Genomic DNA, 26416 nt, shown 5'->3' on the forward strand with positions numbered 1-26416 from the left:
GTCTGTCGGGGTCACCCGTCAGTGCAGCTTGGCATCCACGTCTGCAATCGATGCATCGATCAGCTTGTTGGCCTGCGCTGCGGTCATTTGCTTTGCCAGAACCGAGCTGGCCGCCGAAACCGCAACCGAAACGGCCTGATCGCGCACTTCCTTCAGTGCAGACGCTTCGGCCGAAGCGATCTGGTCCTGAGCTGCGGCAAGACGACGCTCGATCGACTTTTCCAAGTCAGCTTTCGCCTGTTCTGCCGCCAGGGCTGCGTCTTCCTTCGCTGCCGCGACAATCGCATCGGCCTGCCCCTGAACTTCACGCTGCTTGCGCTCGTACGAGGCCAGCAAACTGCGTGCTTCTTCATGCAGAGCACGGGCTTCGTCCAGTTCGGATTTGATGCCTTCGGCACGGTTGTCCAGCGCACCGCCGATCATACCGGGGACCTTGAAGTAGAACAGGACCGCGATGAAGACGATAAAGCCCAGCAGGACGACAAAGTCGGTATTGCCAAGCGAAAAGAACGGGCCGCTTGCCGCCAGCGCGGGGCTGGCTGCACCAACGGTCAGGATAAGGGCAAGAGTGTTCCGCATGTCACTTATCCTTTCGTCTGTGCGTCTACTGCACTGTTGATGGCTTTGGCATCTGCCTCGCCGCCCAGTGCGGTGACCAGTTCAGCCGCCGTATCCTTGGCAACCACTTGAATGCTTTCCAGTGCACCGGCACGGATTTCGGCGATTGCCTTTTCCGATTCAGCCGCCTTGGCAGCGATTTCCGCATCCGCCTTGGCAATCGCGTCATCCAGTCCAGCCTGAATTTCAGCGCGTGCTTCGGCAGCGATCCGCTGCGCTTCGGCACGGGCATCGGCCAGCGCCTTGTTATAGGCCTCTTCGGCCTCGACCGCCTTGGCCTTCAGATCTTCGGCCGCAGCCAGGTCATTTGTAATGGTCCCCTGACGTTCAGCCAGGATTGCCGCGATGCGCGGCAGGGCCACGCGGGACAGGACCAGAAAGATGACGACCAGCGTAATGACCAGCCAGAAAATCTGGTTGGGGAACCAATCGAAGCAGAGCTGCGGCATCCCGATGGCAGAGCCATGCGAGTCGACGCACGAGCCAACCACTTCTTCGCTAATGGGTTCAGTCGCCATGATGTCCTCCGTCGGAACGTTGTCTTTACAACAGGTGGGCCGCTATGGCTTGGGCCCACCTGCGCGTAAGGATCAGGTTCCGCAGATCAGACGGCGAACATCAGCAGCAGCGAGACCAGGAATGCGAAGATGCCCAGCGCTTCTGCGAATGCGATACCGATGAACAGGGTCGCGGTCTGCGAAGCAGCCGCCGAAGGGTTGCGCAGGGCGCCGGCCAGGAAGTTGCCTGCTACGTTGCCCACCCCGATTGCGGCTGCGCCGGAACCGATTGCTGCCAGGCCTGCGCCGATGTGTGCGAGATCGCCTTCCATGATGTATCTCCTTACGAATTGGAAGTTTCGATGTTGGGGTATCGGACCTTAGTGCGAAGGATGCAGCGCATCTTTCAGATAAACACAGGTCAGAATGGTGAATACGTAGGCCTGAATGAAGGCCACCAGGACCTCAAGGCCGTACATTGCGGTGATCGCCAGAACCGACACGGGCGAGATCACGGCAATCGCGGCGAAGCCTGCGAAAACCTTGATAACCGCGTGGCCTGCCATGACGTTGCCGGCAAGACGAATGGAGTGGCTGACCGGCCGCACGAAGTACGAGATCAGCTCGATGATCGCCAGAATCGGACGCAGCGCCAGCGGCGCGCTGGACACCCAGAACAGACCCAGGAAAGCGGCGCCGTTCTTGACGAAACCCAGAATGGTCACAGTCAGGAACACGGCCAGTGCCAGCGGGATGGTCACGGCGAAATGCGACGTGGTGGTGAACGAGGTCGGGATCAGACCCAGGAAGTTCGCCACGACAATGAACATGAACAGGGTCATGACATAAGGGAAGTACTTGACGCCTTCCTTGCCGCAGATGTCTTCCAGCATCTTGTAGATGAAGCCATAGGCCAGCTCGGCCACCGACTGCATACGCGTCGGCACAATGGCACGTTTGGATGTGGGCAGAACCAGCAGAGCTGTTACGGCCAGCACCGCAAAGAACAACCACAGAGTCACGTTGGTGACCGTGAACATGCCTACCGCACCGTCGCCGAACAGCGGCTTGACGATGAACTGATCCATCGGGTGGAATACCAGGCTGCTGCCTTCTGCTGCGGTGGTCTCAGTTGCCACGTTCAGTCCCTCTCGTCCTTCTCGGCAGCCGATGCCGCCGTTTGTTTATCTTGAGCCTCTTTCGCGCTGCGGAGCATAACCTTCACGCCCGCGACAAGGCCCAGCAGTGTGAACAGCACCAGAAAGATCGGGATCGTCCCGAGCAGGCTGTCCAGCCCGTATCCGATGCCAAATCCGATCCCAAGACCGGAAACCATTTCGATGACCATCCGCCAGGCAAGCTCGCCCCCGGACACGTCAGCGTCCGCACGAGGTTTTGGCGCCTTGGCCTTTTTCGCCGCCTCGATCTTGGCCTCCAGCTGCGCCATACGCTGCTTTTGGTCATCATCGGTCACGGGCGTTTCCCTCGTACAGTCTTGGGCATGGTGCTAAGGCGCGGCGCGCGCAGAGTCAACGACCTTGAATGCCCTCGTTGACGCAGTCTAAAATATTGAATTTGTTATGATTTTCACAAGACCCAAGACGCGCCATTCGTTTCGATGACCGCCGTTGCACCGCCAAAGCCCTGAATCCGCATATTCAACCAAATGGTTGACCAATCCCGACGGCTATGGTTGAGCGGTCACATGTCCAACGATCTCGACACAGTCTTTGCGGCCCTCGCCGACCCCACCCGCCGCGCCATTCTGGCGATGCTGCTGGAGGATGACATGGCGGTGACGGATGTGGCCGAACCGTTCGAAATGTCGCTGGCCGCGATCTCCAAACACCTGGTCATCCTGACCAAGGCCGGTCTGATCAGTCAGGAAAAACGCGGGCGGGTAAAATGGTGCAAGCTGGAACCTGACGCCTTGCGCGCCGCCTCGGTCTGGATGCAGGGGTTTGGACAATTCGAGCCCGTCAATCTGGACGCGTTCGAGCGGTTTCTGGAAGCTGAACTGCCAAAGTCGGGCGAGGCCTAGCGCACCACAAAAACCGACATGCTGGCGTGTTTCGCCAGATACCCGGCGTGGCTGGAAAAAATATAGTCGGTGATCCGGGGCGCGTGGGTGCCGACAATGACCAGATCTGCGCCGATCTCCTCGGCCGCGCGGGTCAGATCACTGTCCACTTCTGCGGCAACGTCGACCGAGTGGATTTTGCGCATGGAAACGTCTGATCCACTTTCTGCGGCCAACTGTTCGGTGAACTCTGCCAGTTCCTTGTCAATCTCGGCTTCGGTTTCCGAGGATTCGCCCATATGGGCCCCGGTGACGCTGACCAGAGTGATTTTGGCCCCCTGCCATTTCGCAACTTGTGCAGCGACATCGGCCGCTTTGCGAACCTCGGGCGGTAGATGCCGGTCAACCGGCAACATGATGTGTTTGAACATGATCTCCTCCTTTAGCCTGCTGACGAAGCTAATGGAGGTGCCGCAGGGGCGCCTTGATCTGGCTCAACAAATTCCACCTCTGGAATACATCTTGGACCTGCCGTGTATTTCCAGCGCAGATGTGGCTTATTCCCTGGCGCGACGAACTGGAACCGAGGGCGGGACTTCCTCTTTCAACAACATCAGCAGGGCGATGATTGTCAGCGCCACACCACCCAGGATCAAACCGGTTGGCACGCCTTTGCCCAGCGCAATCTCCCACAGAATGACCCAGCTGGGTACCAGATAGGTATAGGCCATGACCTTGGCCGACGGCAGCCGGAGTGAGGAAAACTGCACCAGCACGAAACTGGCTGCCGTGGCAAAGAACGAAATATAGAACAGGCCGATCCAGACAATAGCCGGAAGCGCAACCCAATCGGTGGCCATCAGGTCGGACCAGCCGAACACGACCAACAACAGGCACCCGGCGACCAGCGTTCCGAAGGTGAACACCACGGCGGGCTCTCCTCGGTTCAGTTTGCGGATCATGGGCGTGTAGATCGCATGGGCGACGCAGCCCCAGAAATAGATGATTTCTCCGCCACCGATTTCAAAGGCACGGAACATCTGCCAGTCGGCCCGAAAGATCACCCATAGCGCGCCCACAGCGCCAATGCTCAGGGCCAGCGCCATGCGCGGCGTGGTGATCTGACGCAACAAGACCCACCCCGCCATGGCAGAGACAACTGGTGTCAGGGTGAACACCGCCGCCGCACTGACAGGCGGGGCGGTTTGCAACCCATAAAACATCAGGACGAAATAGGTGGCGAACAAAGCCCCGAGCACCAGATAGCGCCAAGGGGCCTGCGCGGCACTGCGCGGCAGGCCGGTTGTCGCCAGTGCGGCCAAACCAATCACGGCAGCGGCAATGGCAAAGCGCACCGCGTTCAGAGCAGCCGGGGCGATTTCGTTGGCGATCATGGACCCCAGCGAAAAGCTGCCTGCCACAAGGGCTGAAAAAGCGAGCATGGCCAGGTGGCCACGCATCTGCGTGCTCATGGCTGCCAGCCTTTGGCTTCTTCCTTCAGAAAGCTCAGGAACGCCTGTACCTTTGTGGTGCGGTGCAAATCCACGTGGGTCACCAGCCACAGATTGCCGAACCATTCCGGCAGCGGATCAATCACCTCGACCAGATTGTCGTGGCGGGCGGCCTCCCAACGGGCCATGAAGCCGATGCCGGCACCAGCCAGAACGGCCTCGCGCATGCAGAAGTTGTTGGTGCAGCGGAAAGTGATGCGTTCGGCGGGTACCGTCGCGCGCAGCCAGCGTGTGAACGGCGCGCGGCTGGTCTCATCATCGGAACTGACGAAGTGATGGCGTGTGAAATCCTCGATTCCGGATGGTTTGCCAAACCGTTCGATGTACGAGGTGCTGGCATAAAGACCAACCTCCTGCTGCCGGAAAGGCTGGACAACGTTGTCAGGTTGGTCGGGGGCCGATCCGGCGCGGATCGCCACATGCGCCTCGCCATACTCCAGCCGGAACAGCCGGTCGCCCGTCAGGTATCGCACGATCAGGTCCGGATGCATCTTTTGAAACGTGGTGAGCGTCGGCACGACCAACGGCGCAAGAGACCCCAGAGAAGTCACGACCAATTCACCCGAGACGTCGTCTCCGCGACCCTTCATCCGGCCGACAAGCTGATTGAACTGATCTTCGGTCGCCTGCGCCACACGCAGCAGATCGTCGCCTGCTTCGGTCGGCGTATACCCACGCGCGTGGCGCTGGAATAACTTGACACCCAACCGCGACTCGATCGCATCGATGTGACGGATCACGGTGGCGTGGTGAACACCCAGAACCTCTGCCGCGCCGCTGACCGTCCCCATGCGCGCCACCTGATAGGCGGTTCTCACTTCATCCCAATTGTCCATGGCAATGTCGTCACTGTGCAATTTCCAACAATAACTGTTGATATATCCGAGTTTTGTTCACCAGCGCAATAATCATATTGGGCGCAGGACAAGATTCCCGTGACCCAAAGGACCAGAACAATGGCTAAAACTATCCTTCATATCGACTCTTCCGCCCGCCGCGTGAACTCGACCACGCGCGATCTGTCTGACCGTGTGGTCAAGCAACTGGGCGCAGATCGCATCATCCGTCGTGATCTGGCCACCCCCCTGCCCCTGCTGACGGAAGACTGGATCGCCGCCAATTTCACCCCCGCCGACCAGCGCGACGATCTTCAACGCGACCGGCTGGCCCTGTCGGACGAACTGGTTTCCGAACTGCAAGAGGCCGACACCATCGTCATCGGCCTGCCGATCTACAACTTCTCGGTCCCTGCGGCGTTCAAGGCGCGGGTCGACCTGGTGGCCCGCGCGGGTCTGACCTTTTCCTACACGGAAAACGGCCCCAAAGGCCTGTTGGAAGGAAAACGTGCCATTCTGGCCATCGCATCGGGCGGTGTTCCCGTCGGATCCGAAGCAGATTTCGCCACCAATTACGTACGCCATGTTCTGGGTTTCATCGGCATTCATGACGTCGACGTCATCGCCGCGGATCAGATGGCCGTGAACCCGGATGCGGCGCTGGAACATGCCCACAAGGCCGTAGCCGAGCTTGCTGCCTGATCGCCTCTGGCCAACAGGCGCTGAAACGTCCAGTCTGCCAGCGAGCAAACAGGCAGACTGGATGGGCCGCATGAAGAAAATCGGCATTCTGGGCGGTGTGGGCTGGGCCTCGACCGTCGATTACTACCGGGCGATTGCCGAAGGGGCCGGGCGTTATTTCGCTGAACGTGGTCACGGCTCGCCTTTGCCAATCCCACCGATGACCATCGAATCCGTTACGCAGGCCAGAACGCGCGCCCTGCGCGGTGTCGCCGGGGATGAGGCAAGCTGGGCGGATTTTGACGCGGTGTTCCGCGACGCCCTGCTGACTCTCGAACGCGCCGGGTGCGATTTCGGCGTCATCGCGTCCAACACCCCCCATGCGCGGCTTCACGCGATACGGCAGGGTGTCTCGATGCCAATCCTCAGCATCTTTGACGCGACCGCCGAAGCCACTGCAAGAACTGGCGCGTCCAAGGCTCTGGTCTTGGGAACAGCCGTGACGATGCAGGCCAACAACTATGCGGATCGTCTGGCCGCCGAAGGCATTGCCGCAAATGAACGGCTGCCCGAACCCGAAATTTCCCAGATGCAGGCCATGATCGACAGTGATTTCTATGGTGGTGCGTCTGACATTGCCCGCGCCCGACTTCTGGCGTTTTGCGACAAGCACGCCAGCCCCGGAACTGCGATCCTGCTGGCCTGTACCGAGCTTCCACTGGCTTTTCCGAACCACCTGGACGATCCGGTGTTCGAGGCTGACGGACACCTGTTCGTCAACCCGTCAGCCGCGCATGTCGCCGCCGCATTGAAAGAGGCACTGACGTAATCAGGGCAACCAGGTGATCTCGCACCCGATGCGATCGAAGAAGGCCATCATATCGGCCCGCGTCAGGGCCACGGTGCGGTCGTTGACAAGGGGGTGCATGTAAATCACCTCGGCCTGCTGCGCCGCCGCATCCATGAAGAACCGTACATCATTCTGAACACCGTTGATCATCGCCAGCGGACTGACCGCGCCGGGGCGTATGCCGAGGTTCTGCAACAGCCGGTCCGCCGAGCCGAAGGACAGGTTGCCTAGGCCCAACTCGGCCCCCAAAGCTTTGAGATCAATCTCGCGGCTTTGTTCCAAGGTCACCAGATAGTTGCGCTTTTTCTTGTCGCGCAGATACAGATTCTTGACCCGCAGCGCGTTCTCTCCCGGCACCTTGAACTGGTCTTCGACGGCCTTGGCATCCTCAACCGTACGCAAAGGCACATGGGTATGCAGGCGATAGGCCAGCCCCCAATCTTCCATCTGCGTCAACAATGCGTCGGAGCTCAGCGGTAGTGTGTCCTGATAGGCGGATGAAGCGTCCATGAAACCCTCCTGTTTGGACTGCTCATCGCGCACCAAGGCTTGGAATTCAAGCGCGGGACATACAATCGCCCGGGTGATATCCTGCACGAATGAAAGTCGCGCGCAACACACCCCAACAGCTGATCCTCAGCGATACCCCTTGGTTCTTCGGAATTCTGTTTGCTTTGAACACCCTGATTTTCGCAGCGCTTGGCCTGTTGCTGACATGGGCTGGCGGGTCGGCTTTCTGGTACGGGTTGAGCATGATCATATTTGGTGGCGCTATGGGTTTATGGAGCTTTCACCTGCTGGTGAGACGCGTTCAGGTAATATTTGACCGGACCAAGGGCACGTTGGTGATCCGTCAGAAATCCATTTTCGGATATGAAGCCATAGAGCACGCTCTGTCCGACCTGTCCCATGCAGAAGTAGAAACCATACTGAACAAGCCCGCATGGTTGTTCGCAAGCCGTCATCGTCCGGTTCTGTTGCTGGACAAGGGTATGAGTGCGGGTCGTCATCCGATCATCCAAGCTTTTTCGACCGGAACCTGTGCCGAACGTATTACCGGCACGGTCAATGACTGGCTTGCTGCGCGTGGAAGTGACCCCGGCAACCGCTCTGCCTGAAATCAACGAGATGCGGTCTTTTTGCCTGCCTGTTTTTGCCTGCCTGTTTGCAATTCCATTCCCGCAAGGCGCGGGCAAATCAAACTGGAACAGGGTGTTGGAACGGTGCTAGCGTACCGCCATGAAAGTGACCCGAGACACCCCGAACCAACTGATCATCGCCAATACGCCCTGGTTCATCGGTATCATGCTGGTCATTTTCATTCTGGCCTTTGTCGGCCCCGGTGTTTTCCTGATGAGCACGGGCGGCGAAGGCATCTGGTTCGGCCTGATCTTCGCCCTTGGCGGAGGTGGTCTTGGCTTTGGTGCGTTTTGCGTTTTCGTAAGGCGGGTTCAGATCATCCTGGATCGGCACAAGGACAGTATCCTGATCCGCCGCCAATCCGTTTTCGGGTATGAAGCGGTTGAACACAAACTGTCCAACCTGTCCCACGCTGAAGTCGAAAGTACGACATCCCGCGGCAAAAACGGCACCTCGACGCTGTATCGCCCGGTCCTTGTTCTTGAGAAAGGCATGAGTGCGGGTCGCCATCCCATTGTCGAAGCGTTTTCTAGCGGCTCCGGCTCTCACCGGTTGGCCGAGGCGGTGAATGACCGGCTTCCATCGAAGCCTGCCCAAGACCATCGCGAAGCCGGGACGGATTAAGCGGCCAGGCCGCGTTCCAGCCACAAGCGTTCTTCGGCTGAGACCAGCCGGGACATGCAGGCGTCATATCGTGCCATGTCCTGCTCGGTCAGCTTGCCCTCCCACTTGTTGCTTGTGCCCGAAGAGAAGAACTGCGCAAAGTCGTGAAAACCACTGGTGAATCCGGGGGTTTGCTTTAGACGTATGGCATTGTTTTTCATCGATCCGAAACTGCCGGCTTCGGCGATATCCTTGACCAGGTCCGGGTCAATTTCGATGTCCATGATCCGTGCAAGCCGCGTGACCTGTCCCGGAAGATCCCGGCTGAGCTCGGCATAGTGCAGAAAATGTATGTTGGGCAGGTCGCGATACACCCAAAAGGAATGGAAGTGATGAATGATCGATCTGAGGGTCAGGTCATCTGTGCCCTTGGACGACGCGGGCCGGGTCAAAAACATGTCGAAAGCTTCCGACAGATCTTCGGGGAAGAGGTAATCAAGCCAGTCATGCTTCATATTCTCGACATGGCGGCGCAGGGAAAAATGAATGTCAACCGGATGACGGTGAACAACCAGATATTGCGCATTTGGCGAGAACACGATGCCATCAAGCGGGGTATGTGTCTTGATACAGCGCCGATGGCTTTGCGCACTCAGGTCATCCGCCTGCGCGACCCGATCGCGAAAACTGCAATCAAGCCACGGTGAGACCTTGTTGTCGTACACGCCGGGGTCGGCCGTTTCGGTGATGAGCATGCGCACCAGTGTTTGCGTCCAAGTGGTGCCGCATTTGGGCGGTGTGCACACAAAGACGTCGCTGGGCCGTATCTCGAATCCGGACCAGATATCGGTGTTGGTGACTTCGCCGACATAGTCGGTCGTCTTTCGCGGCGGACCGTTCTTCATTGCCCCCTCCCTCTGCTGCATTCACGCAGAATAACCCGCAATGTGACACCCATACAGCTTATCTTGACTCACGCGGCCCAGAGGCGTAGATGACGCCCCAACATCCGGAAGCGTTTGATCTTCCGGTCCCTCGAGTCGTTCAGGGATCGCCCCCCACCAGCGAGTTTCGCCCGTGGGGGCGTTTGTGCATTGACCCGTCTGCCCTTATCTATGGGGCGCCAAATCAGAACCGGCTAAGGAGGCCGCAGGCATGTTTGAAAATCTATCCGAACGCCTCTCTGGCGTCTTCGACCGGTTGACCAAACAGGGCGCCCTGTCTGAAGAAGACGTCAAAACCGCCCTGCGCGAGGTCCGCGTTGCCCTGCTTGAGGCCGACGTCTCGCTGCCGGTTGCTCGGGAATTCGTCAAGAAGGTGCAGGAACAGGCGACCGGTCAGGCGGTCACCAAGTCGATCACACCCGGCCAGCAGGTCGTCAAGATCGTGCATGACGCTTTGGTTGACACCCTGCATGGCGAGGAAGACCCCGGTGCGTTGAAGATCGACAACCCGCCTGCCCCGATCCTGATGGTCGGCTTGCAGGGCTCGGGCAAGACGACGACCACCGGCAAGCTTGCCAAGCGACTGAAAGAGAAAGAGGGCAAGAAGGTCCTGATGGCCTCGCTGGACGTCTACCGTCCGGCGGCGATGGATCAGCTGGCGGTTCTGGGCACGCAGGTTGGTGTGGACACTCTGCCGATCGTGCCGGGCCAGAAGCCTGTCGACATTGCCAAACGCGCCAAGCAACAGGCGACGCTGGGCGGCTATGACGTCTATATGCTGGACACCGCGGGTCGTCTGCATATCGACGAGGTTCTGATGGACGAGGTCGAGCAGGTCCGCAACGCCGTTGACCCGCGCGAGACGCTGCTGGTGGTTGACGGCCTGACCGGTCAGGTCGCCGTCGAGGTGGCCGAGGAGTTCGACGCCAAGGTCGGCATCTCGGGCGTGGTCCTGACCCGGATGGACGGTGACGGGCGCGGCGGTGCGGCCCTGTCGATGCGCGCCGTGACCGGCAAGCCGATCCGCTTTGTCGGTCTGGGTGAAAAGATGGACGCGCTCGAAACTTTCGAGCCGGACCGGATCGCCGGTCGTATTCTGGGCATGGGCGACATCGTTGCCCTGGTCGAAAAGGCCCAGGAAACGATGGAGATGGAACAGACCGAGCGCATGATGAAGCGCATGGTCAAGGGTCAGTTCAACATGAACGACCTGAAGATGCAGCTGGAACAGATGATCCAGATGGGCGGCATGCAGGGCATGATGGGCATGATGCCGGGCATGGGCAAGATGGCTAAGCAGATGGATCAGGCCGGTCTGGACGACAGGATTCTGCGCCAGCAGATCGCCATGATCCAGTCGATGACCAAGCGCGAACGCGCGAACCCGCAGATCCTTCAGGCCAGCCGCAAAAAGCGTATCGCGGCGGGTTCCGGGATGGAGGTCAGCGACCTCAACAAGCTGCTCAAGATGCACCGGCAGATGTCGGACATGATGAAGAAGATGGGCAAGATGGGCAAAGGCAAGATGCTGAAACAGGCCATGAAAGGCATGTTCGGCAAAGGCGGCCCCAGCCCCGAGGACATGGCCGCAGGCATGGATCCCAAGGCGCTGGAACAGGCGGCCAAGGCCATGGGCGGCAAGATGCCCGGTCTGGGTGGCGGCATGGGTCTGCCACCGGGCCTGAGCGGGTTCGGAAAGAAAAAGTGACGCCAGCACGCTGCACCCAGCCCCCGTCCGGAAAGGCGGCGATGGCAGCAGCGCAATACCGCGCAGCTCTGCCGGTCATTCAGACCCGGCGGCTGGTACTGCGTGTGCCCACTCTGGACGACCTGCCGGTGTGGACGTCGATCTGCAAAGACAGCTTTGGCGATACCGACCGAGAAGCCTGGACCGAGTTTTCCTATTATACCTCGGGCTGGCTTCTGCATGGTCACGGGCTGTTCTCGGTCACACTCAGGGGTGATGATCGGGCAATTGGCTTCGTCGTTCTGGGCCTGGAATGGGACGATCACGAACCGGAACTTGGCTATATGTTCAGCGCTGAACACCGCATGCAGGGCTATGCCACCGAAGCTTGCGCCGCCGTGCGTGATTTCGGATTTGACCTGCTCGGATCGGGGCAGTTCGTAAGCTACGTTTCACAATCCAATACCCGTTCGAACGCACTTGCACAACGACTGGGCGCAGTGCGTGATGCCAACGCAGAAAGCGCCTTTGGACCAACCCAGCATGTCTGGCGGTACAGCGAGGTGCAGGAATGACATTCGCGATGCCAATCCCGACGCTGGAAACCGAACGTCTGATCATGCGTGCGCCGTCCGAGGCTGATGTCAGCGCGGACACTGCCTTCTTTGCCAGCGACGCCGCGAAGTTCGTCGGCGGTCCCCTGCGCAAGGATGAGGTATGGCGGGTGGTTGCCTCTCTGCTGGGCCACTGGGCCCTGCGCGGCTATGGGTATTGGAGCGTCGATGAAAAGGACACCGGCACCTATGTCGGGCGGATCGGGCTTTGGTTTCCCGAAGGCTGGCCGGAACCCGAGGTCGGCTGGACCCTGTTGAACCACGCCACAGGCAAGGGCTATGCGACCGAGGCCGCGCTGACTGCACGCGCCTACGCCTATGATGTACTGGGTTGGGAAACCGCGATTTCACTGATCGACCAGGACAATCACGCCAGCAAGGCCGTGGCCAAGCGTCTGGGCGCACAGTTCGAGCATCACTATGACCACCCCAAATTCGGAAAGTCCGAAATCTGGCGGCACCCGGCACCCTCGGATCTGGTGAATGGCGGAGTGGAGGCTTACGCATGACCTCTTTCACCATCCCCACGCTCGAGACCGAACGCCTGATCCTGCGTGCGCCGCATCTGGATGACCTGCCGGCGATGACCGCATTCTTCGCGACCGCGCGCAGCCATATGGTGGGCGGCCCCAGGGATGCGTTCGAATGCTGGAACTCGTTGTCGAACCGGCTGGGTCATTGGGCGCTGCGGGGTTATGGCCTTTGGCACCTGACCGAAAAGGCCGGCGGCACATTCGTCGGCTGGGCCGGAATGATCTACGTGCCGGGCTGGGCCGAACCGGAACTGGGTTGGACCCTGATGGAAGAAGCCGAAGGCAAGGGGCTGGCCTTTGAAGCTGCATCGGCTGCGCGTGACCATGCCGCCCGGCACCAGGGCCTGAACGGTGTGATCTCGTACATCGCCCATGCAAATGATCGTTCGCGCGCTTTGGCTGAACGGCTTGGTGCAACGCTTGAGCTTGAGAATGCCGAACTTCTGGGCAAGCACGCTCAGATCTGGCGCCACCCGCAGATAGACTTGACCACCGAGAGGACCGGCCAATGACCAACCCCGTGACACAGGCTGCCACGCTGTTGAAAGAGCATCGCGAAAGCATCGACCGGCTGGACGCGATCCTCGTCTATACGCTGGGCGAGCGGTTCAAGCACACGCAGGCCGTTGGCAAGCTCAAGGCCGAACACGACCTTCCCCCGTCCGATCCCTCGCGCGAAGCTGCGCAGATCGCACGGTTAGAAGACCTGGCGAATGAAGCCGATCTGGACCCCGATTTCGCCAAGGCTTTCCTGAATTTCATCATTCAGGAAGTCATCCGACACCACCGGAAGCATCAAGAGTGAACCTCCGGTTCAACAAACACCAGAACTAACCGGCACCCACGCCGGATACGCCATTCAAAGGAGATACCACCATGGCAATGAAAATTCGTCTCGCCCGCGGCGGCTCGAAAAAGCGTCCCTTCTACCGCATCGTGGCTGCTGACAGCCGCATGCCGCGCGATGGCCGTTTCATCGAGAAACTGGGCACCTACAACCCGCTGCTACCGAAAGACAGCGAAGAGCGCGTGAAAATGAACATGGAGCGCATCCAGTACTGGCTGGACCAGGGCGCACAGCCCACCGACCGTATCGCGCGTATGCTGGAAGCGGCCGGTGCCCGTGACAAGGCCGAGCGCAACAACCCCAACAAGGGCACCCCGGGCAAGAAAGCCCAGGAGCGCGCCGAAGAGAAAGCCGCCAAGGCCGCTGAAGCAGCCGAAGCCGCTGCTGCTCCGGCAGAAGAAGCCGCAGCAGAAGAATAAGCAGGCGCACGCGTGCAGGATCACCCCTTTACAGACGATTTTCGCACGCAGTTCGACCTGTTGTTGCGGCTCCGGCGGGATGTGCGCCGGTTCCGCACCGATGCGATTGACGAGGCAGTGCTGGCGCGCTGCCTCGACGCATTTCGACTGGCCCCTTCGGTGGGGCTCAGCGAACCCTGGCGCGTGATCCGCGTCGAAAGCGAAGCGGCAAGGGCCGCAGCGCTGAAGAATTTTCGCACCGCCAATGACCACGCTTTGGCGGGCTACTCGGGTGACAAGGCGCAGCTGTACAGCAGCCTGAAGCTGTCCGGGATGCAGGAAGCGCCCGTGCAACTGGCCGTCTTCTGCGACGACAGCACCGAAAAAGGGCTGGGACTTGGCGCCGGCACGATGCCCGAGATGCGGCGCTATTCTGTCGTGTCCGCGATCACTTTGTTCTGGCTTGCACTTCGGGTCGAAGGTCTGGGACTGGGCTGGGTTTCCATTCTGGATCCCGACAAGATGAAGCGCGATCTGAATGTTCCTGAAACCTGGCGCTTGATCGGCTATTTCTGTGTCGGCCGGCCGGAACAGATGTCGGATACGCCTGAACTGGAACAGGTCGGCTGGGAAACCCGGGCGCAGGGCCTGGCGATCGAAACACGGTAAGACCTCATGTTCGGATTGATACGACTTCCCATTCTGCTGCTGATCGCCTTTATTGTGGGCGTGTTCTTCGAGCGCAACAACCAGCGCGAAGCCTGCAACGGGCTTGGCGAATGGAGAAACGGGATATGTTTGACGACTGGGGCAGCCAATGAGTGATCTGATCTGCGTCGGCAGCATTGCCGGGGCTTACGGTGTGCGAGGCGAGGTGAGGCTGAAAAGCTTTTGCGCCGTTCCCGAAGATATCGAGACCTATTCGCCGCTGACCGATGAAGCGGGCAAAGAGCGTTATCCGGTGGTATTGACGCGCACCATCAAGAACGGATTCGCGGCCCGCCTTGGTGGCGTTGAAACCAAGGAACAGGCGGATGCCCTGAATGGTTTGCGCCTTTATGCAAGGCGCGATCAGCTGCCTTCGCTGCCCGATGATGAGTTCTATCACAACGATCTGATCGGGCTGGATGTCTATGACACCGGAGGCACCCTGCTGGGCAAGGTCAAATCGGTGCAGAACCACGGGGCCGCGGACTTGTTGGAATTGCACGGGCCGGGCCTGAAGACCACGGTTTTTCTGCCTTTCACGATGCAAGTTGTACCCACGGTGGATCTGGAACAAGGCCGTATCGTGGCCGACCCGCCCGAAGGCCTGATCTGATGCGTCGGGTCCTGCTGCATCTGGGCCTGCACAAGACAGGCATGACCGCAGCACAGTCCTTCCTCCATGAAAACCGGAAACTGATCTGGCCACGCTTCGCATTGGTTCTGCCCTACAAGACGCGCAACAGCGGCTTGAGCGAGGCGGCCACGCGTCACTCGCTTTACCGGCTGGATTCCACATTGGCGGGTTTTGGAAGCCACCTGCACGCGTTTCTGGACGATCTGGATTTCGGCGCACGCCGGGGGTTGATCCTGAGCGAAGAGAATTTCGCAGGCTTGCGCCCCAGCAGAAACAAGCGTGAAGGTTACGGCGCCGCACCGGAACTGGCGGAAACTCTGGTCAGCGTCGTGCGGCGGCGGTTCCTGGGCAATCAGACCGATATCACGATCTACATATCCTTGCGCGCCCGCGATCAATGGCTGCGGAGCCTGTGGGCCCATGACTTGCAGAAATCACGCATGGTGCAGGATTTGGACGCCTTTTCTTCCGACCTTACCCATCTGCCATCCCTTCAGGAAACCGCTGACGCCGTCCGAAACCGGCTGCCATCCGTTACCGTCAGAACGGAATGGATGGAGGCGTTGCAGAATCACCGCCTTGGTGCGGGTGCGCCGTTGGCCGAATTTCTGAACCTGCCGCCCGAGCTTTCGTCACAGCTTGTCGGGCCCGCTCAGGGCACGCCTGCATTTTCAGACGATGTGCTACAGGAAATCCTGGCGCTGAACCGATCCTCGCTGGACGACGCCGCCATGATCGCCCAGAAGAAAGCACTGATTCACTCCGCACAGAACGAACTGGCCCGCCAGACATGACAGAGAAACCCAGCAGATCCCATGGCCGCAAGGCGATCCGTCCTGCCCTGAAACCACGCGAGCTGATGACGCCGAGCCCTGACCTGCACGGGGTCTGGAAAGCCAAGATCATCACTCTGTTCCCGTCCGCCTTTCCCGGTGTTCTTGGCGAAAGCCTGACAGGCAAGGCCTTGCAGGAAGGGCTCTGGCAACTGGAAACAGTGGATTTGCGACAGTTCGGTATAGGCAAACACCGCAACGTTGATGACACCCCGGCCGGGGGTGGCGCCGGCATGGTTCTGCGGGCCGATGTTCTGGGTGACGCGATCGAGCATGCGATGGCAGGCGTTCAAGGGAACTGGCCGCTGATCTACCTCAGCCCGCGCGGGCGCCGCATGGATCAGCGCATGATGCAGAATCTTGCCCGTTGTGACGGCATGACCCTTCTGTGCGGTCGTTTTGAAGGCGTGGACGAGCGCGTTTTGGAACATTATGGCGTGCAAGAGGTGTCGTTGGGTGATTTCGTCATGACCGGCGGCGAAATCGCGGCACAAGCCCTGATCGATGCCACAGTACGGCTAATTCCCGGAGTGCTTGGAAATCAGGCTTCGACCGAAGAGGAAAGCTTTGCCTCGGGTCTGCTGGAGCACCCCCAGTATACCCGCCCCGCAGATTGGAAAGGGCGTCCGATCCCCGAGGTTCTGATGTCGGGCCATCATGGCCGGATCGCGGAATGGCGGCATAAAACGGCACAAGACATCACGCGCGAACGGCGTCCTGATATCTGGGCGGAATATGTCAAAGCCACATCGGAAACCCAGGACTAGACCCACTTGTTGTGGCCGGGATGCCTCAGTTTCGATGTTTGTCAGAATGCCATTTGAAGTTGAACGTACCTGAACTTATTCACCTCCAGGTCCCATAGGTTTTTTGGGCAACAAGAAGTGAAACAGAAGGCATTATGAAAAAGCTAATTTTTGGTATGTTACTGGTTGCATCCGCCTGCACCACCAAACCGCTCGGGATGTCCGTTCCGACGCAAGCCGGTCACAATCTGCACTCTGCGAAGGTTGCCGTTGATTCCTGTTCTCAGGAAGCTGACGAGGGCGGCAACAGCGCCGTTATCGGTGGATATGCAACCAATATCCTGCTTTGGGGCATCGTCATCGGGCCTGCGGTCACCGCACCGTTTCAGGACGAGTTGCGCGCGCAGGGTGAAATCGATCAGGTTGACCGCTGCCTGCGTGCACGCGGTTTCGAACGACGCGAACTGACCGCGGGTGAGTCGTTCTGGGTGCGCAATGCTTTCGGTGACGAACGCGAACGGCGGCTGGACCACCTGGTCGGGGGCGGCACTATTGAAACCTACGGAACACCGAACTCCTAACGCCGTGCTTTCCAACTGGCCCAAGTCTCTGGGGTGCCGTTGAACGTGTTGATGTCCACCCGGCCCTGAACCCCCGGCACCAGCCCGGTGCCGGTGTATTGCCAAAACCGCCAGACCGTGCGGGGATAGACCTGGCGTGGGTGGCCCGCGACGGATCGCAACCAGAACTCGGTTTTGGGCAAACGCCCGATATCCGTATCCGCGAAGAAATCCACTGTCGTATAGACGATGGGACGCCGGCCATAGTGTCGTTCGAGAATGTCCAGAAAGCGCTGCGCTTCGGCGCGGATGGTTCTGCCATCGGGCCGCAACGTGCAGGTCTTGGAATGCGGTGTCCACTCCATGTCAAGCACATGCGGCAAGTCTGCCCCTTTCGGCACGTTCTGAATGAACCAACGCGCCTGTTCCCGGGCCGATCGGCAGAAATAATAGTAGTGATACGCCCCCCAGGGTACGCCCGCCGCCTGCGCACCGCGCCTGTGGTCGTTGAACATCGGATCCGCCACATCGCCGCCTTCGGTCGCTTTCAGAAACGCAAAGCTCACGCCCGAAGCTTTGGCCGTGCGCCAGTCTATCGGTCCCTGCCAGCGCGAGACGTCAAGCCCATGGATCGGATACAATCCGGGATGACGACCGTCCCAGTCATGCGGATCGGCGTCACCAAAATCAGGGTAGATTACGGACGGTGCTGTCCTGTCCACGCCCGGCGTGGGTTCCACGACCTGCGGTTTCGGGCCGCCGCGTCCGCACGACATAAGCAAGGCGGCTGCAATCGTCAGCGTAAGTGCAATTCGCATCATTGGGTCCTGTCTGAAATTTCTGCTCTTTCAATTTTCTTCAGAATGCCTGATCTGACCGCTGTGGCAACGGTGTGATTTTCGAAAGGCGGATTCCCACTGCCTGCCACACGATTTGTCCTTGATCCCGGCACACAATACCCTTAAACGACCGCAATCCGGTGCCGCATTCTGCGACTCCGGTGTTTTGGTTTGATTGGTGGCTTGAAGCCCGGCTTTCTTCGGCGGGGATGTGTCAGATCAGACCAGACCAAAGGAACATTCGATCTGACCTCTGGCGGGCTGCGTGCAGGACCCGGTGAAGACCAAGAGCTCTCAGGCCGTGCCCAAACTTCGTGGACCAACCACGAGCAGATAGGAGAACCTGCGATGGACCTGATCGCACAGCTTGAGGCGGAACAGATTGCCGCCCTGGGGAAAGACATCCCCGACTTCAAAGCCGGTGACACCATCCGTGTCGGCTATAAGGTGACCGAAGGGTCGCGCACCCGTGTGCAGAACTACGAAGGCGTCTGCATCGCGCGCAACAACGGCAATGGCATTGCCGGGTCGTTCACCGTTCGCAAGATTTCGTTTGGCGAAGGCGTGGAGCGTGTGTTCCCGCTGTATTCGACCAACATCGACAGCATCACCGTTGTCCGCCGTGGCCGCGTTCGTCGCGCCAAACTGTACTATCTGCGCACCCGCCGCGGTAAATCCGCGCGTATCGCAGAAGTCACCAACTACAAGCCCAAGGCTGGCGCCGAAGCGTAAGGAACGGAAAGATGAAAAAAGACATCCATCCCGATTATCACGTCATCGACGTCAAAATGACCGATGGCACCGTGGTTCAGATGAAGTCCACCTGGGGCGCCGAAGGCGATCAGCTGGCTCTGGAAATCGACCCCTCCGTGCACCCTGCATGGACTGGTGGTTCGTCGCGCCTGATGGACGCCGGCGGCCGCGTGTCGAAGTTCAAAAAGAAATACGAAGGTCTGGGCTTCTAAGTCTGACTGGTTTCGCATTCGAAAGGCCGTCCCTTGGGGGCGGCCTTTTTCTTGGAAGCTTCCATGTGTCTTATGGACGCGACAGCGGACAAGATGCGTTTTGGCACAGGCCCAGTGATGCTACACTCCGGGTGACCAACGCCCAGCTTCCACGGAGACCCGGACATGCCCCAGTACAACGACATGATCGAGCTATCGGTCGAGGATATGGATCTGATTGAAACGGCATTGCGCGGTTCGATCGCGACGTTGTCACAAGCTGCACTGGACGAACCAGAGAACAGCAGGACCAGCCGGGAAGACACATTGCGGCGCATTCACGAACTTCTGGGCAAGCTGCACGATCAGAAGGTCTTTTTTCGTCCTCAAAAGGGGGTGTACCTCGGCGGTTAGGGACAAGGTTATCGCGGTTTGCGGGTCAAGTCCGCCGCACTGTGTACGGGCGGAACCGGCCCACGCAACAACATCAGTGCCAGAGCCATCCCGGCCAGCGCCGCAATCGCGGCAACCAACATGGCATTGTCAAAGGCGTTGTCCTGCATATCCCGCAGGGCCTTCGCCAGTGCATCTCCCGCAGCCGGATCCATCCCCGAGATCAATTGCTGTATCTGGCTCGGCGTTCCATGTGTCAGCGCATGGGCCAGATCCTCGCGCTGGGTTGACCCGGCGGGCAACGCGTCGATCACCTCGGACAGACCACGGCGTTTCGTGATTGCTTCAGCCAGGCCTCCGACCACGGCGCCAAGTGTTGCTCCGAAATAGAGACAGGCATTTATGACCCCCGAACCCTGCCCGACGTGTTGCTCGGGCAGCAGGCGCAGACCAAGACGAGGCAACAGCGAAAAGCAGATGCCCAGCCCGACCCCGACGATCAGCAGCTTCCACCAGATTTCGGAAAACTGCGTGGTGTTCGTGGTTGCCATCAACAGCAGAAACCCGCAGGCCATTGCCCCCAGGCCAATCGCGATCGGCCACTGAAAGCTGTAGGGGGCAAGAAAGCGGGGCGCGGTGACCGATATAACAAACATGCTGAGGCTGAGCGGCATGATCGCCAGCCCCGCACCGATGGACGAATACCCAAAAGCATCGGGCGATTGGACGAATGTGTTGAAATAGACAAAGAAGCAGAACAGCGTAAAGCCGGTAAAGAACATCCCCGCCGCCGCCATCAGATAACGCGGATGGCGAAAGTACCGAAGCTCGATCAGGGGGTCGTCGCTGTGGCGGGATACGATGACAAGGGCAATTGCCGACACGGCCGCCACGCCCAGAGGCACCAGTGTCGAAGGCGAAGTCCACCCGCCGCTTTCCCCGTTGCTGAGCGCAAAGGACAATGGCCCGAGGAAAAACAATATGGCAACGGCCCCCGCAAAATCGAACTTTGCCCCGGCAAGGCGGGTATCGGGAACATATTTCCGTTTGCTGACATGCAGCCCGATGGCAAAGGCCACAGCCAGCAGAACCAGGTCGGCTGCAAAAACCGCGCGCCAACTGACATAGTGGCCGAATGCGCCGCCGACGACAGGCCCGACACCAATCGCCAGTCCGACAATCGCCCCCCAGATGCCGGTGACGCTGGCGCGCTGCTCCTCGGGCGTGGCTGCCGTCAACAATGACAAAGAGGTGCCAAACAACGCCGCCGCGCCTGCACCTTGCGCGCAGCGCCCGACGAGCAGCATGGCCCCATCCTGCGCCAACAGGGCCGAGGCTGACCCGATTGCAAAGACGATCATGCCAATGAAGAAAACACCCATCTTGCCGGTGATGTCCCCCAACCGGCTAACGATACAGACAAGCGTCGCGCTGGTCACGGAATACGCGGCCATCACCCATTGCACTCCTGAAGGGGTCAAATCGAACTCGGCCTTGAGGTTGGGCAAGATGGTGGTCACAGCAGTGGTGTTGAACCCCACGACCATCATGCAGATGGCCGTCATGGCCAGCACCACGCGGGCGCGGGACTGCGGAGATACATTCACCGAGCTCTCGTCGCCCATAAAACACCCACTGTCCAAGACTGTTGAATACAATCAACATCAGTTTAACGATTTCTGGCCTTGCGCATAGGGGTGCGTCAGATCCAGTAAGACAGCGCAATGGGCAGCACCAGGACAGTGCTGAGCGTCGAGACAAGAATGAACCCGGCCACATCTGGCCCGTATTGCGGAACATGCTGGTCGACGAACAGATAAGTCGCCACGGATGAAGGCATCAGGCAACACAGAATCAGCGCACCCCGCTCGGTTCCCGTGAAACCAAACAACCAGATCAGAACACTGGCAATTGCAACCGCCATCGCCAGATGCAGGGCCGTAAGCAGAACCGCACGACCCAGGCTTTTCACACGCAGCGTCGCGAGCGTATGCCCCAGGGTCAGCAGCATGAGCGGGATCGACAATCCACCCAAGATGTCAAAGGACTTCGCGACCGGTTGCGGCAGGCTCTGCCCCGTTGCCATCAGGATCAGAGCGAGGCCCACGGCGTAGATAATCGGGGACGTCGCCAGTTTCCTGGGCGAGAATTCTCCGGCCGGGATCCACATGCCGACGGTAAAGATGCTGATCAGCACCACCACCACGAACGCCATGGTAAAGGCCATACCTGCATCACCCAGCGCCAGCAAAGTGATTGGCAGGCCGATATTGCCGACATTCCCGTGCATCAACGGCGTCAGAAATGCCCTCACCGGCAAGCGAAGAACCTTGAGCCCGACATATCCCAAAACCCCGAAACCGGCCACCGCAAGGGCAGCGGCGGTCATCATGTCAAGAAACGTGCCCACGGCCAGTTTGGTGTTCGACAGATGAGAAATGATCAATGTCGGATAGCCGACTTTTGAGACGATCCCGCCAATGACCCTGTTGTCGAAAGGCGCCTGAATCACGGCCAGAGCATAGCCAATTCCAGCGCAGATCAGAACTGGCAGAACCACGTTCAGTACGTTCAGGAACAGGTGCTCCAAACAGAATTCTCCTTGCTGAAACCGTTTTTCGACAGTGAATCAGCGCCATTGCAATGGCAAGCACCCTGTGTAACCCGTGCACGGCGTTGGGTTTTCCCGATTAGAGTCTGATAATGCCCGAAAGCGCCGCTTGAGGTTCTTTCCTTCGCCGCCGACACAACATATAGTGGCTGACAACAACGTGTAGTGAAGCACGGCGAGACTTGGGAATACAAGCATGGCACATATCATTGTGGTCGGGAACGAAAAGGGTGGCGCAGGCAAATCGACCGTGTCGATGCATGTGGCGACCGCGCTGGCCCGATTGGGACACAAGGTCAGCACGTTGGATCTGGACCTGCGCCAGCGCAGTCTGGGACGATACTTCGAGAACCGCAACAACTTCCTCAAAAGCTCGGACCTGACTCTGCCCAGCCCGCGCCATCACGACCTGCCCGAGATCGACGCCGCAACGTTGAAACCGGGCGAGAACATCTATGACCATCGCCTGTCTGCTGCCGTATCCCAACTGGAAAGCGACAGCGACTTTATTCTGATCGACTGCCCGGGGTCTCATACCCGTCTGAGTCAGGTGGCGCATTCACTGGCCGACACGCTGATCACCCCGTTGAACGACAGCTTCATTGACTTTGACCTTTTGGCGCGGATCGACTCGAAGGGAGAGAAGATCCTTGGCCCGTCCGTCTATTCCGAAATGGTCTGGAACGCTCGTCAACTGCGGGCACAGGCCGGGCTGAAGCCGATCGACTGGGTCGTCGTTCGCAACCGGGTCGGTACGCAGCGCATGGTCAACAAGGAAAAGATGCAGCGCGCGATCGAGATGCTCTCCCAGCGCATCGGCTTTCGGGTCGCCTCGGGCTTTTCCGAGCGGGTTATCTTCCGCGAACTGTTCCCGCGCGGCCTGACCCTGCTGGACCTGAAGGACATCGGCGTCAAACAGCTGAACATCTCGAACATCGCCGCCCGGCAGGAACTGCGTGACATGATGAAAGAGCTGAACCTGCCGGGTGTGGAGATTGATTTCTGATCTGTTGTTTCGGCGGCCGCTCTGCGGACAAAGCTGCCGTTCCGTTTGGAGGGCCGTATGTCCGTTTAGCTGAGGGTCAGTAAGCTTTGCTTCAAAGCCCCATACTCATCTCATGCCACGCCATTCCTCCGTGGTCGGAAGCAGACCGTCTCAGGTAGCTATAGCCGAACTTCTCGTAGAGCGACACATGATGCTCTTTGCACATCAGATGGATCGTTGCCTTGTTCATCTGCTGCATGCGCCTGACAAACTCATCCATCAGAGACCTTGAATAACCCTTGCCTTGTTCGGTCGGGTCTACGACGACGGACATGATGACCACATTGGGCGCGTCAGGGTCGTGGCCGATAAGTTCCTTGAACTCCTCGTCAGACATTTCAACCACATGAGCGCATCCGCAGTTGATAAAGCCAACGACCGTTCCATCCACTTCAAGGATCAGAAAGCCATCGGGGTAGGTCTCGATCCGTTTACAGATTTTGGCGTGTGTCGCAGCCTCTTCACCTTCGTAGGCCGCGGTCTCGATTTCGAAGCAGCGATCCGCATCGGCGGCTTGGGCATTTCTAAACTCGCGCATACAGTTCTCCTATGTCTTATGGAGAGATATAGCCCAAGAAACCCGAAGCTGTCTCGCGGCCGGCAAAGCGTATCGATAACCAGACAAAGGCGCGAATTGCAGCCTCTGCCGATTTGGCTCGAACTGTTCATCTGACGGTTTCTGTAGGTCATCCGCTCGGTTCAGGCGAAATCAAAATCCGGCTAGCGGGACAAAGATGCCAGTCGGTGCACGCGCATAATCACAAAGAATTTGCAAATGTCAGCAGCGAACGGCCGAAACGATGACGGACGGAGCCGGGACCAGAAAACCGCCATTGTGTTTCATACCTTGAGAGCGAGTACGTGCCGCCAGATCAGAGCGAATTGCGTCTCGCTTTATGACTGGCTACGCTCCCAAAAGCGATGCTGCGCATGTCTGACATCCGCGCTCATGGAACAGAATAGGTTGATTGCGTAGCGGAGGATTTCAGGCTCATCGTAACCATTAGATAGTGGAGATGAGAATGAAATCCGGGAAACACAAAGCACCGGCAGAGAGGGTCGTCAAAGACATCCGCAGGAAGACGCGGTGACAACATTCAGCAGAGGAAAAGAACCGCATTGTTTTGGATGGGCTTCGTGGTGAGGATAGCATAGCGGAGTTGTGTCGCCGCGAAGGAATAGCCACGAGCCTGTATTACAGTTGGTCGAAAGAGTTCCTTGAGGCTGGCAAGAAGCGGTTAGCTGGATTGGCCCGGCCTTCGCGCTCCATCTTCTCAAAATCATTGAGGTCGGTCATGCATCCTCAAAAACAGGCCAGCGTAGCATCAGCAATTTTCTGAAGCCAATGGAAGCGCTTTTTGCGCAGTACGATAGCCTCCCGACAGTCTTGCCACGACCTCCGCTGGAAGCTCAAACCAGCTATTGGATTAAAGTCGCATTTTTCTTGAACATTCGGGCTAACCCGCCGCTCGTGTCCAGCTGAACCGAGACGTGCCATCACGTCTTTCAGCTTCGGTACCGCTGAACGAAATAACCGCAGTTTCACTTGGTTTCTGATGGCCCGCCGGGACTGTATACCGTAAACAGCTCCTTCGGCTCATTCACACCGCGAAGCATGTAGCGGCCGACCGAGACAAGTTCCTGCGCGCAGCGCTGTGCAGCGCGGGCGACGTCGTCCGAGATCAGGATCCTCTGACCCAAAGACCGGTGCATTCCCGCGATGCGGGCGGCCTGGTTGACAGCCGGGCCGATCACGGTGAAGTCCAGCCGCGTTTCGGACCCGATATTGCCATAGAGAATCTCGCCCGAATGCAGGGCCAGCGTGTAGTTGACCACCGGCAGACCTTGCGCGCGGCGTCTTGCGTTCAATTCATCCATGCGGGACTGCAACAAGGGCACGGCATCAAGCGCGGCACGGGCGTCTTCGTCGATCTCTCCGACATCGAACATTGCCATCAGCCCGTCACCCATGAATTTCAGGATGTTACCGCCCTTGTCATGCACCACACCCACGGCAACGGCCAGATAGTCGTTCAGCATGTCGATGATCTCATGGCCCGGCAGGTCTTCGGACAGCGTGGTGAAGCCTTCGAGGTCGAAATTCCAGATCACCGCATCGATTTGCTGCAAGGACCCGCGCCGAATTTCACCCGACAGAACCCGGCGACCGGCATCCCGGCCTAGGTAGACCCGCATCAGGTCCTTGGCCAGATCGTGGTTCTTGGCGGATTTGAGCGCCAGCCCCAGATGCGGCAGTACAGTTTGTATTCGGTTCAGATCACTGTCTTCGAATCCGTTCGGCGCGTCGCTGGTCCAGGACATCAGAACGCCATCGCTGACCTTTTTCGTGCCGTCGGGGCGCAGCTGTTTCGCCCCTTCATAAGACAGGCCCGTGGCATAATAATCGGTTGCTCCGACTTCGCGCAGATCGTTAAGCAGGGGAAAGCGGCTGGGTTCGTTGTGCTCGACCAGTTTGACCCGGATTTCATCCAGATCTTCATTCAGCAGCGCATAGAGAGGGCTTTGCTGCCAAACTTCGCTGGGCGTGTCCGTGTATTCAAACGTCTCGGATTCGCCACCCGCGCCGTTGTACCAGCTGTAACCGGTGCCGCCGTAAACCGGATGCAGGGTCGATTGCGCCGCATGAAAGCGCATCAACGGAACACCCATATCTACCAATCGGGTACAAAACCCTTCCAACAACTCTTCTTGCCCGGCGCCCTCAAGCCCCTTGTTGACCAGCCAATCGATCAGAGAATCTGTGGAAACCGAAGCGGAATCTAGCGAGGTCATTTTAATGTCCGTATCAAGCATGATCCCCATTTGGGGGCTACACGCATCAATTGCCATAGGTCAGTCCAAACCGGACAACCTTTGCAGCATTTGACGCAACAACGCGGCCTCTTCCGGTTTGAACAGGCCTGACAGTTTCGCATCGTACTTGGCAGCAACACCGCGCAGGTCACGATACACAGCCTGTCCTGCCGGTGTCAGTGTCAGCCATTCCGCCCGCCGATCCGCTTCGTCCCGCGTGCGTTTCAGATATCGACGCTCTTCCAGCTTGGCGACCGCACGGCTGATCTTGGTTTTGTGCATTCTGGCACGCGCGCCGATTTCCTTGGCGGTCATCTCGCCAAACAGCCCCAGATGGAACAACACCCGCCATTCGGTTCTGAGCATCCCATAGCGGCCCTTGTAAACGGCCTGAAACTCAAGCGAAGCCCGCTCGGCCGCCTGATTCAGCAGGAAGGGCAGAAAATTCTGCAAATCAAAGTCATCATTTTTTTCGGATTCATCGTGTGTCATGCTTGTTAGTTACAAAAT

The 26416-nt window shown here is 58.8% G+C and carries 37 protein-coding genes and 1 pseudogene; 22 read left to right on the top strand and 16 right to left on the bottom strand.

Features of this window, described 5'->3' with window-relative positions:
• Nucleotides 1–18: 18 nt before the first annotated feature.
• From AC2FF8_RS17815 to AC2FF8_RS17835, 5 genes are all read right to left on the bottom strand, one after another.
• Nucleotides 19–579: a F0F1 ATP synthase subunit B gene (locus tag AC2FF8_RS17815; protein ID WP_170344804.1), complete on the bottom strand. Its 561-nt coding sequence runs from the start codon at nucleotides 577–579 to the stop codon at nucleotides 19–21.
• A gap of 5 nt (nucleotides 580–584) precedes the next feature.
• Entirely contained in the window at nucleotides 585–1136 is a 552-nt protein-coding gene (locus AC2FF8_RS17820) for a F0F1 ATP synthase subunit B' (protein ID WP_171205726.1), read from the bottom strand.
• A gap of 86 nt (nucleotides 1137–1222) precedes the next feature.
• Nucleotides 1223–1447, bottom strand: a complete 225-nt coding sequence (locus AC2FF8_RS17825; protein ID WP_005981269.1) for a F0F1 ATP synthase subunit C — start codon at nucleotides 1445–1447, stop codon at nucleotides 1223–1225.
• Nucleotides 1448–1495: 48 nt separating this feature from the next.
• Entirely contained in the window at nucleotides 1496–2254 is a 759-nt protein-coding gene (locus AC2FF8_RS17830) for a F0F1 ATP synthase subunit A (protein WP_171205725.1), read from the bottom strand.
• 2 nt (nucleotides 2255–2256) lie between these two features.
• Nucleotides 2257–2589 carry an AtpZ/AtpI family protein gene (locus AC2FF8_RS17835; protein WP_170344799.1) on the bottom strand — a complete coding sequence of 111 codons (333 nt, stop codon included), beginning with the start codon at nucleotides 2587–2589 and terminating at the stop codon, nucleotides 2257–2259.
• A 231-nt stretch (nucleotides 2590–2820) separates the two neighbouring features.
• On the opposite strand from AC2FF8_RS17835, the gene AC2FF8_RS17840 reads away from it, so the two are divergent.
• Complete coding sequence (locus AC2FF8_RS17840) at nucleotides 2821–3156, top strand: ArsR/SmtB family transcription factor (RefSeq protein ID WP_170344797.1); 336 nt, start codon at nucleotides 2821–2823, stop codon at nucleotides 3154–3156.
• Here AC2FF8_RS17840 and AC2FF8_RS17845 read toward each other — a convergent pair.
• From AC2FF8_RS17845 to AC2FF8_RS17855, 3 genes are all read right to left on the bottom strand, one after another.
• Nucleotides 3153–3566, bottom strand: a complete 414-nt coding sequence (locus AC2FF8_RS17845) for a universal stress protein (RefSeq protein ID WP_170344796.1) — start codon at nucleotides 3564–3566, stop codon at nucleotides 3153–3155. The two genes, AC2FF8_RS17840 and AC2FF8_RS17845, sit on opposite strands and share 4 nt — an antisense overlap.
• Nucleotides 3567–3692: 126 nt before the next feature.
• Nucleotides 3693–4607 carry a DMT family transporter gene (locus AC2FF8_RS17850; RefSeq protein ID WP_496880363.1) on the bottom strand — a complete coding sequence of 305 codons (915 nt, stop codon included), beginning with the start codon at nucleotides 4605–4607 and terminating at the stop codon, nucleotides 3693–3695.
• On the bottom strand, nucleotides 4604–5482 hold the full coding sequence (locus AC2FF8_RS17855; RefSeq protein WP_425080183.1) for a LysR family transcriptional regulator: 879 nt from the start codon (nucleotides 5480–5482) through the stop codon (nucleotides 4604–4606). Before AC2FF8_RS17855 ends, AC2FF8_RS17850 begins: the two co-directional genes overlap by 4 nt.
• A gap of 120 nt (nucleotides 5483–5602) precedes the next feature.
• Between AC2FF8_RS17855 and AC2FF8_RS17860 the strand changes: the two genes are divergently transcribed.
• The gene (locus tag AC2FF8_RS17860) at nucleotides 5603–6184 is read left to right on the top strand and encodes an FMN-dependent NADH-azoreductase (RefSeq protein WP_496880364.1); all 582 of its coding nucleotides are present in this window, start codon (nucleotides 5603–5605) and stop codon (nucleotides 6182–6184) included.
• Nucleotides 6185–6254: 70 nt separating this feature from the next.
• Entirely contained in the window at nucleotides 6255–6992 is a 738-nt protein-coding gene (locus tag AC2FF8_RS17865) for an aspartate/glutamate racemase family protein (protein ID WP_496880365.1), read from the top strand.
• On the opposite strand, the gene AC2FF8_RS17870 is transcribed toward AC2FF8_RS17865, so the two are convergent.
• Nucleotides 6993–7523: a prolyl-tRNA synthetase associated domain-containing protein gene (locus tag AC2FF8_RS17870; RefSeq protein ID WP_425080185.1), complete on the bottom strand. Its 531-nt coding sequence runs from the start codon at nucleotides 7521–7523 to the stop codon at nucleotides 6993–6995.
• A gap of 89 nt (nucleotides 7524–7612) precedes the next feature.
• On the opposite strand from AC2FF8_RS17870, the gene AC2FF8_RS17875 reads away from it, so the two are divergent.
• Both AC2FF8_RS17875 and AC2FF8_RS17880 read left to right on the top strand, forming a co-directional pair.
• Complete coding sequence (locus tag AC2FF8_RS17875; protein ID WP_257600098.1) at nucleotides 7613–8131, top strand: hypothetical protein; 519 nt, start codon at nucleotides 7613–7615, stop codon at nucleotides 8129–8131.
• Nucleotides 8132–8252: 121 nt separating this feature from the next.
• Entirely contained in the window at nucleotides 8253–8777 is a 525-nt protein-coding gene (locus AC2FF8_RS17880; protein ID WP_496880366.1) for a hypothetical protein, read from the top strand.
• Here AC2FF8_RS17880 and AC2FF8_RS17885 read toward each other — a convergent pair.
• Entirely contained in the window at nucleotides 8774–9661 is an 888-nt protein-coding gene (locus tag AC2FF8_RS17885) for a sulfotransferase domain-containing protein (RefSeq protein WP_496880367.1), read from the bottom strand. The genes AC2FF8_RS17880 and AC2FF8_RS17885 overlap by 4 nt on opposite strands.
• A gap of 250 nt (nucleotides 9662–9911) precedes the next feature.
• Here AC2FF8_RS17885 and ffh point away from each other — a divergent pair, with 250 nt between their 5' ends.
• The 12 genes from ffh (at nucleotide 9912) to AC2FF8_RS17945 (ending at nucleotide 17281) form a co-directional block, all read left to right on the top strand.
• Nucleotides 9912–11408, top strand: a complete 1497-nt coding sequence (gene ffh, locus AC2FF8_RS17890; protein WP_496880368.1) for a signal recognition particle protein — start codon at nucleotides 9912–9914, stop codon at nucleotides 11406–11408.
• 41 nt (nucleotides 11409–11449) lie between these two features.
• Nucleotides 11450–11962, top strand: a complete 513-nt coding sequence (locus tag AC2FF8_RS17895) for a GNAT family N-acetyltransferase (protein WP_496880369.1) — start codon at nucleotides 11450–11452, stop codon at nucleotides 11960–11962.
• Complete coding sequence (locus tag AC2FF8_RS17900) at nucleotides 11959–12510, top strand: GNAT family N-acetyltransferase (RefSeq protein WP_170344785.1); 552 nt, start codon at nucleotides 11959–11961, stop codon at nucleotides 12508–12510. The genes AC2FF8_RS17895 and AC2FF8_RS17900 overlap by 4 nt, the downstream gene beginning before the upstream one ends.
• Nucleotides 12507–13046 carry a GNAT family N-acetyltransferase gene (locus AC2FF8_RS17905; RefSeq protein WP_425080191.1) on the top strand — a complete coding sequence of 180 codons (540 nt, stop codon included), beginning with the start codon at nucleotides 12507–12509 and terminating at the stop codon, nucleotides 13044–13046. Before AC2FF8_RS17900 ends, AC2FF8_RS17905 begins: the two co-directional genes overlap by 4 nt.
• Nucleotides 13043–13339: a chorismate mutase gene (locus tag AC2FF8_RS17910; RefSeq protein WP_170344783.1), complete on the top strand. Its 297-nt coding sequence runs from the start codon at nucleotides 13043–13045 to the stop codon at nucleotides 13337–13339. Before AC2FF8_RS17905 ends, AC2FF8_RS17910 begins: the two co-directional genes overlap by 4 nt.
• Nucleotides 13340–13410: 71 nt before the next feature.
• Entirely contained in the window at nucleotides 13411–13800 is a 390-nt protein-coding gene (rpsP, locus tag AC2FF8_RS17915) for a 30S ribosomal protein S16 (RefSeq protein ID WP_010437590.1), read from the top strand.
• Between the two features lie 12 nt (nucleotides 13801–13812).
• Nucleotides 13813–14448 carry a 5,6-dimethylbenzimidazole synthase gene (gene bluB / locus AC2FF8_RS17920; protein ID WP_496880370.1) on the top strand — a complete coding sequence of 212 codons (636 nt, stop codon included), beginning with the start codon at nucleotides 13813–13815 and terminating at the stop codon, nucleotides 14446–14448.
• 6 nt (nucleotides 14449–14454) lie between these two features.
• Nucleotides 14455–14604 carry a hypothetical protein gene (locus tag AC2FF8_RS17925; RefSeq protein WP_162896811.1) on the top strand — a complete coding sequence of 50 codons (150 nt, stop codon included), beginning with the start codon at nucleotides 14455–14457 and terminating at the stop codon, nucleotides 14602–14604.
• Entirely contained in the window at nucleotides 14597–15100 is a 504-nt protein-coding gene (gene rimM, locus AC2FF8_RS17930) for a ribosome maturation factor RimM (protein ID WP_171205715.1), read from the top strand. Before AC2FF8_RS17925 ends, rimM begins: the two co-directional genes overlap by 8 nt.
• Nucleotides 15100–15915: a hypothetical protein gene (locus AC2FF8_RS17935; protein ID WP_496880371.1), complete on the top strand. Its 816-nt coding sequence runs from the start codon at nucleotides 15100–15102 to the stop codon at nucleotides 15913–15915. Before rimM ends, AC2FF8_RS17935 begins: the two co-directional genes overlap by 1 nt.
• Nucleotides 15912–16721, top strand: a complete 810-nt coding sequence (trmD, locus tag AC2FF8_RS17940) for a tRNA (guanosine(37)-N1)-methyltransferase TrmD (RefSeq protein WP_171205713.1) — start codon at nucleotides 15912–15914, stop codon at nucleotides 16719–16721. The genes AC2FF8_RS17935 and trmD overlap by 4 nt, the downstream gene beginning before the upstream one ends.
• A 134-nt stretch (nucleotides 16722–16855) precedes the next feature.
• Entirely contained in the window at nucleotides 16856–17281 is a 426-nt protein-coding gene (locus tag AC2FF8_RS17945) for a hypothetical protein (protein WP_496880372.1), read from the top strand.
• Here AC2FF8_RS17945 and AC2FF8_RS17950 read toward each other — a convergent pair.
• Nucleotides 17278–18078, bottom strand: coding sequence for a glycoside hydrolase family 25 protein (locus AC2FF8_RS17950; RefSeq protein ID WP_496880373.1), 801 nt, complete (start codon nucleotides 18076–18078; stop codon nucleotides 17278–17280). The two genes, AC2FF8_RS17945 and AC2FF8_RS17950, sit on opposite strands and share 4 nt — an antisense overlap.
• Before the next feature lie 369 nt (nucleotides 18079–18447).
• Between AC2FF8_RS17950 and rplS the strand changes: the two genes are divergently transcribed.
• The 3 genes from rplS (at nucleotide 18448) to AC2FF8_RS17965 (ending at nucleotide 19457) form a co-directional block, all read left to right on the top strand.
• Nucleotides 18448–18831: a 50S ribosomal protein L19 gene (rplS, locus tag AC2FF8_RS17955; protein ID WP_152457026.1), complete on the top strand. Its 384-nt coding sequence runs from the start codon at nucleotides 18448–18450 to the stop codon at nucleotides 18829–18831.
• Nucleotides 18832–18842: 11 nt separating this feature from the next.
• Nucleotides 18843–19064, top strand: a complete 222-nt coding sequence (gene rpmE, locus AC2FF8_RS17960; protein ID WP_050605278.1) for a 50S ribosomal protein L31 — start codon at nucleotides 18843–18845, stop codon at nucleotides 19062–19064.
• A gap of 165 nt (nucleotides 19065–19229) precedes the next feature.
• On the top strand, nucleotides 19230–19457 hold the full coding sequence (locus tag AC2FF8_RS17965) for a hypothetical protein (RefSeq protein ID WP_257600086.1): 228 nt from the start codon (nucleotides 19230–19232) through the stop codon (nucleotides 19455–19457).
• Nucleotides 19458–19465: 8 nt separating this feature from the next.
• Here the strand turns inward: AC2FF8_RS17965 and AC2FF8_RS17970 are convergent, their stop codons facing one another.
• Complete coding sequence (locus AC2FF8_RS17970; protein ID WP_496880374.1) at nucleotides 19466–21061, bottom strand: MFS transporter; 1596 nt, start codon at nucleotides 21059–21061, stop codon at nucleotides 19466–19468.
• Nucleotides 21062–21138: 77 nt separating this feature from the next.
• Entirely contained in the window at nucleotides 21139–22026 is an 888-nt protein-coding gene (locus AC2FF8_RS17975) for an AEC family transporter (protein ID WP_496880375.1), read from the bottom strand.
• A 217-nt stretch (nucleotides 22027–22243) separates the two neighbouring features.
• On the opposite strand from AC2FF8_RS17975, the gene AC2FF8_RS17980 reads away from it, so the two are divergent.
• The gene (locus tag AC2FF8_RS17980; RefSeq protein ID WP_152457022.1) at nucleotides 22244–23053 is read left to right on the top strand and encodes a division plane positioning ATPase MipZ; all 810 of its coding nucleotides are present in this window, start codon (nucleotides 22244–22246) and stop codon (nucleotides 23051–23053) included.
• 91 nt (nucleotides 23054–23144) lie between these two features.
• Here AC2FF8_RS17980 and AC2FF8_RS17985 read toward each other — a convergent pair whose 3' ends face one another.
• A complete protein-coding gene (locus AC2FF8_RS17985; protein ID WP_496880376.1) occupies nucleotides 23145–23630 on the bottom strand; it encodes a GNAT family N-acetyltransferase in 486 nt (161 codons plus the stop codon).
• A gap of 478 nt (nucleotides 23631–24108) precedes the next feature.
• Here AC2FF8_RS17985 and AC2FF8_RS17990 point away from each other — a divergent pair.
• Nucleotides 24109–24349 (top strand): annotated as a pseudogene (locus tag AC2FF8_RS17990) (transposase); the annotation flags it as partial.
• 285 nt (nucleotides 24350–24634) lie between these two features.
• On the opposite strand, the gene AC2FF8_RS17995 reads toward AC2FF8_RS17990, so the two are convergent.
• The gene (locus AC2FF8_RS17995) at nucleotides 24635–25885 is read right to left on the bottom strand and encodes an adenylate/guanylate cyclase domain-containing protein (RefSeq protein WP_496880377.1); all 1251 of its coding nucleotides are present in this window, start codon (nucleotides 25883–25885) and stop codon (nucleotides 24635–24637) included.
• Nucleotides 25886–25945: 60 nt separating this feature from the next.
• Nucleotides 25946–26398 carry a MarR family winged helix-turn-helix transcriptional regulator gene (locus tag AC2FF8_RS18000; RefSeq protein WP_170344770.1) on the bottom strand — a complete coding sequence of 151 codons (453 nt, stop codon included), beginning with the start codon at nucleotides 26396–26398 and terminating at the stop codon, nucleotides 25946–25948.
• Between the last annotated feature and the right edge of the window lie 18 nt (nucleotides 26399–26416).

Source organism: Ruegeria sp. YTSA144, assembly GCF_059610125.1.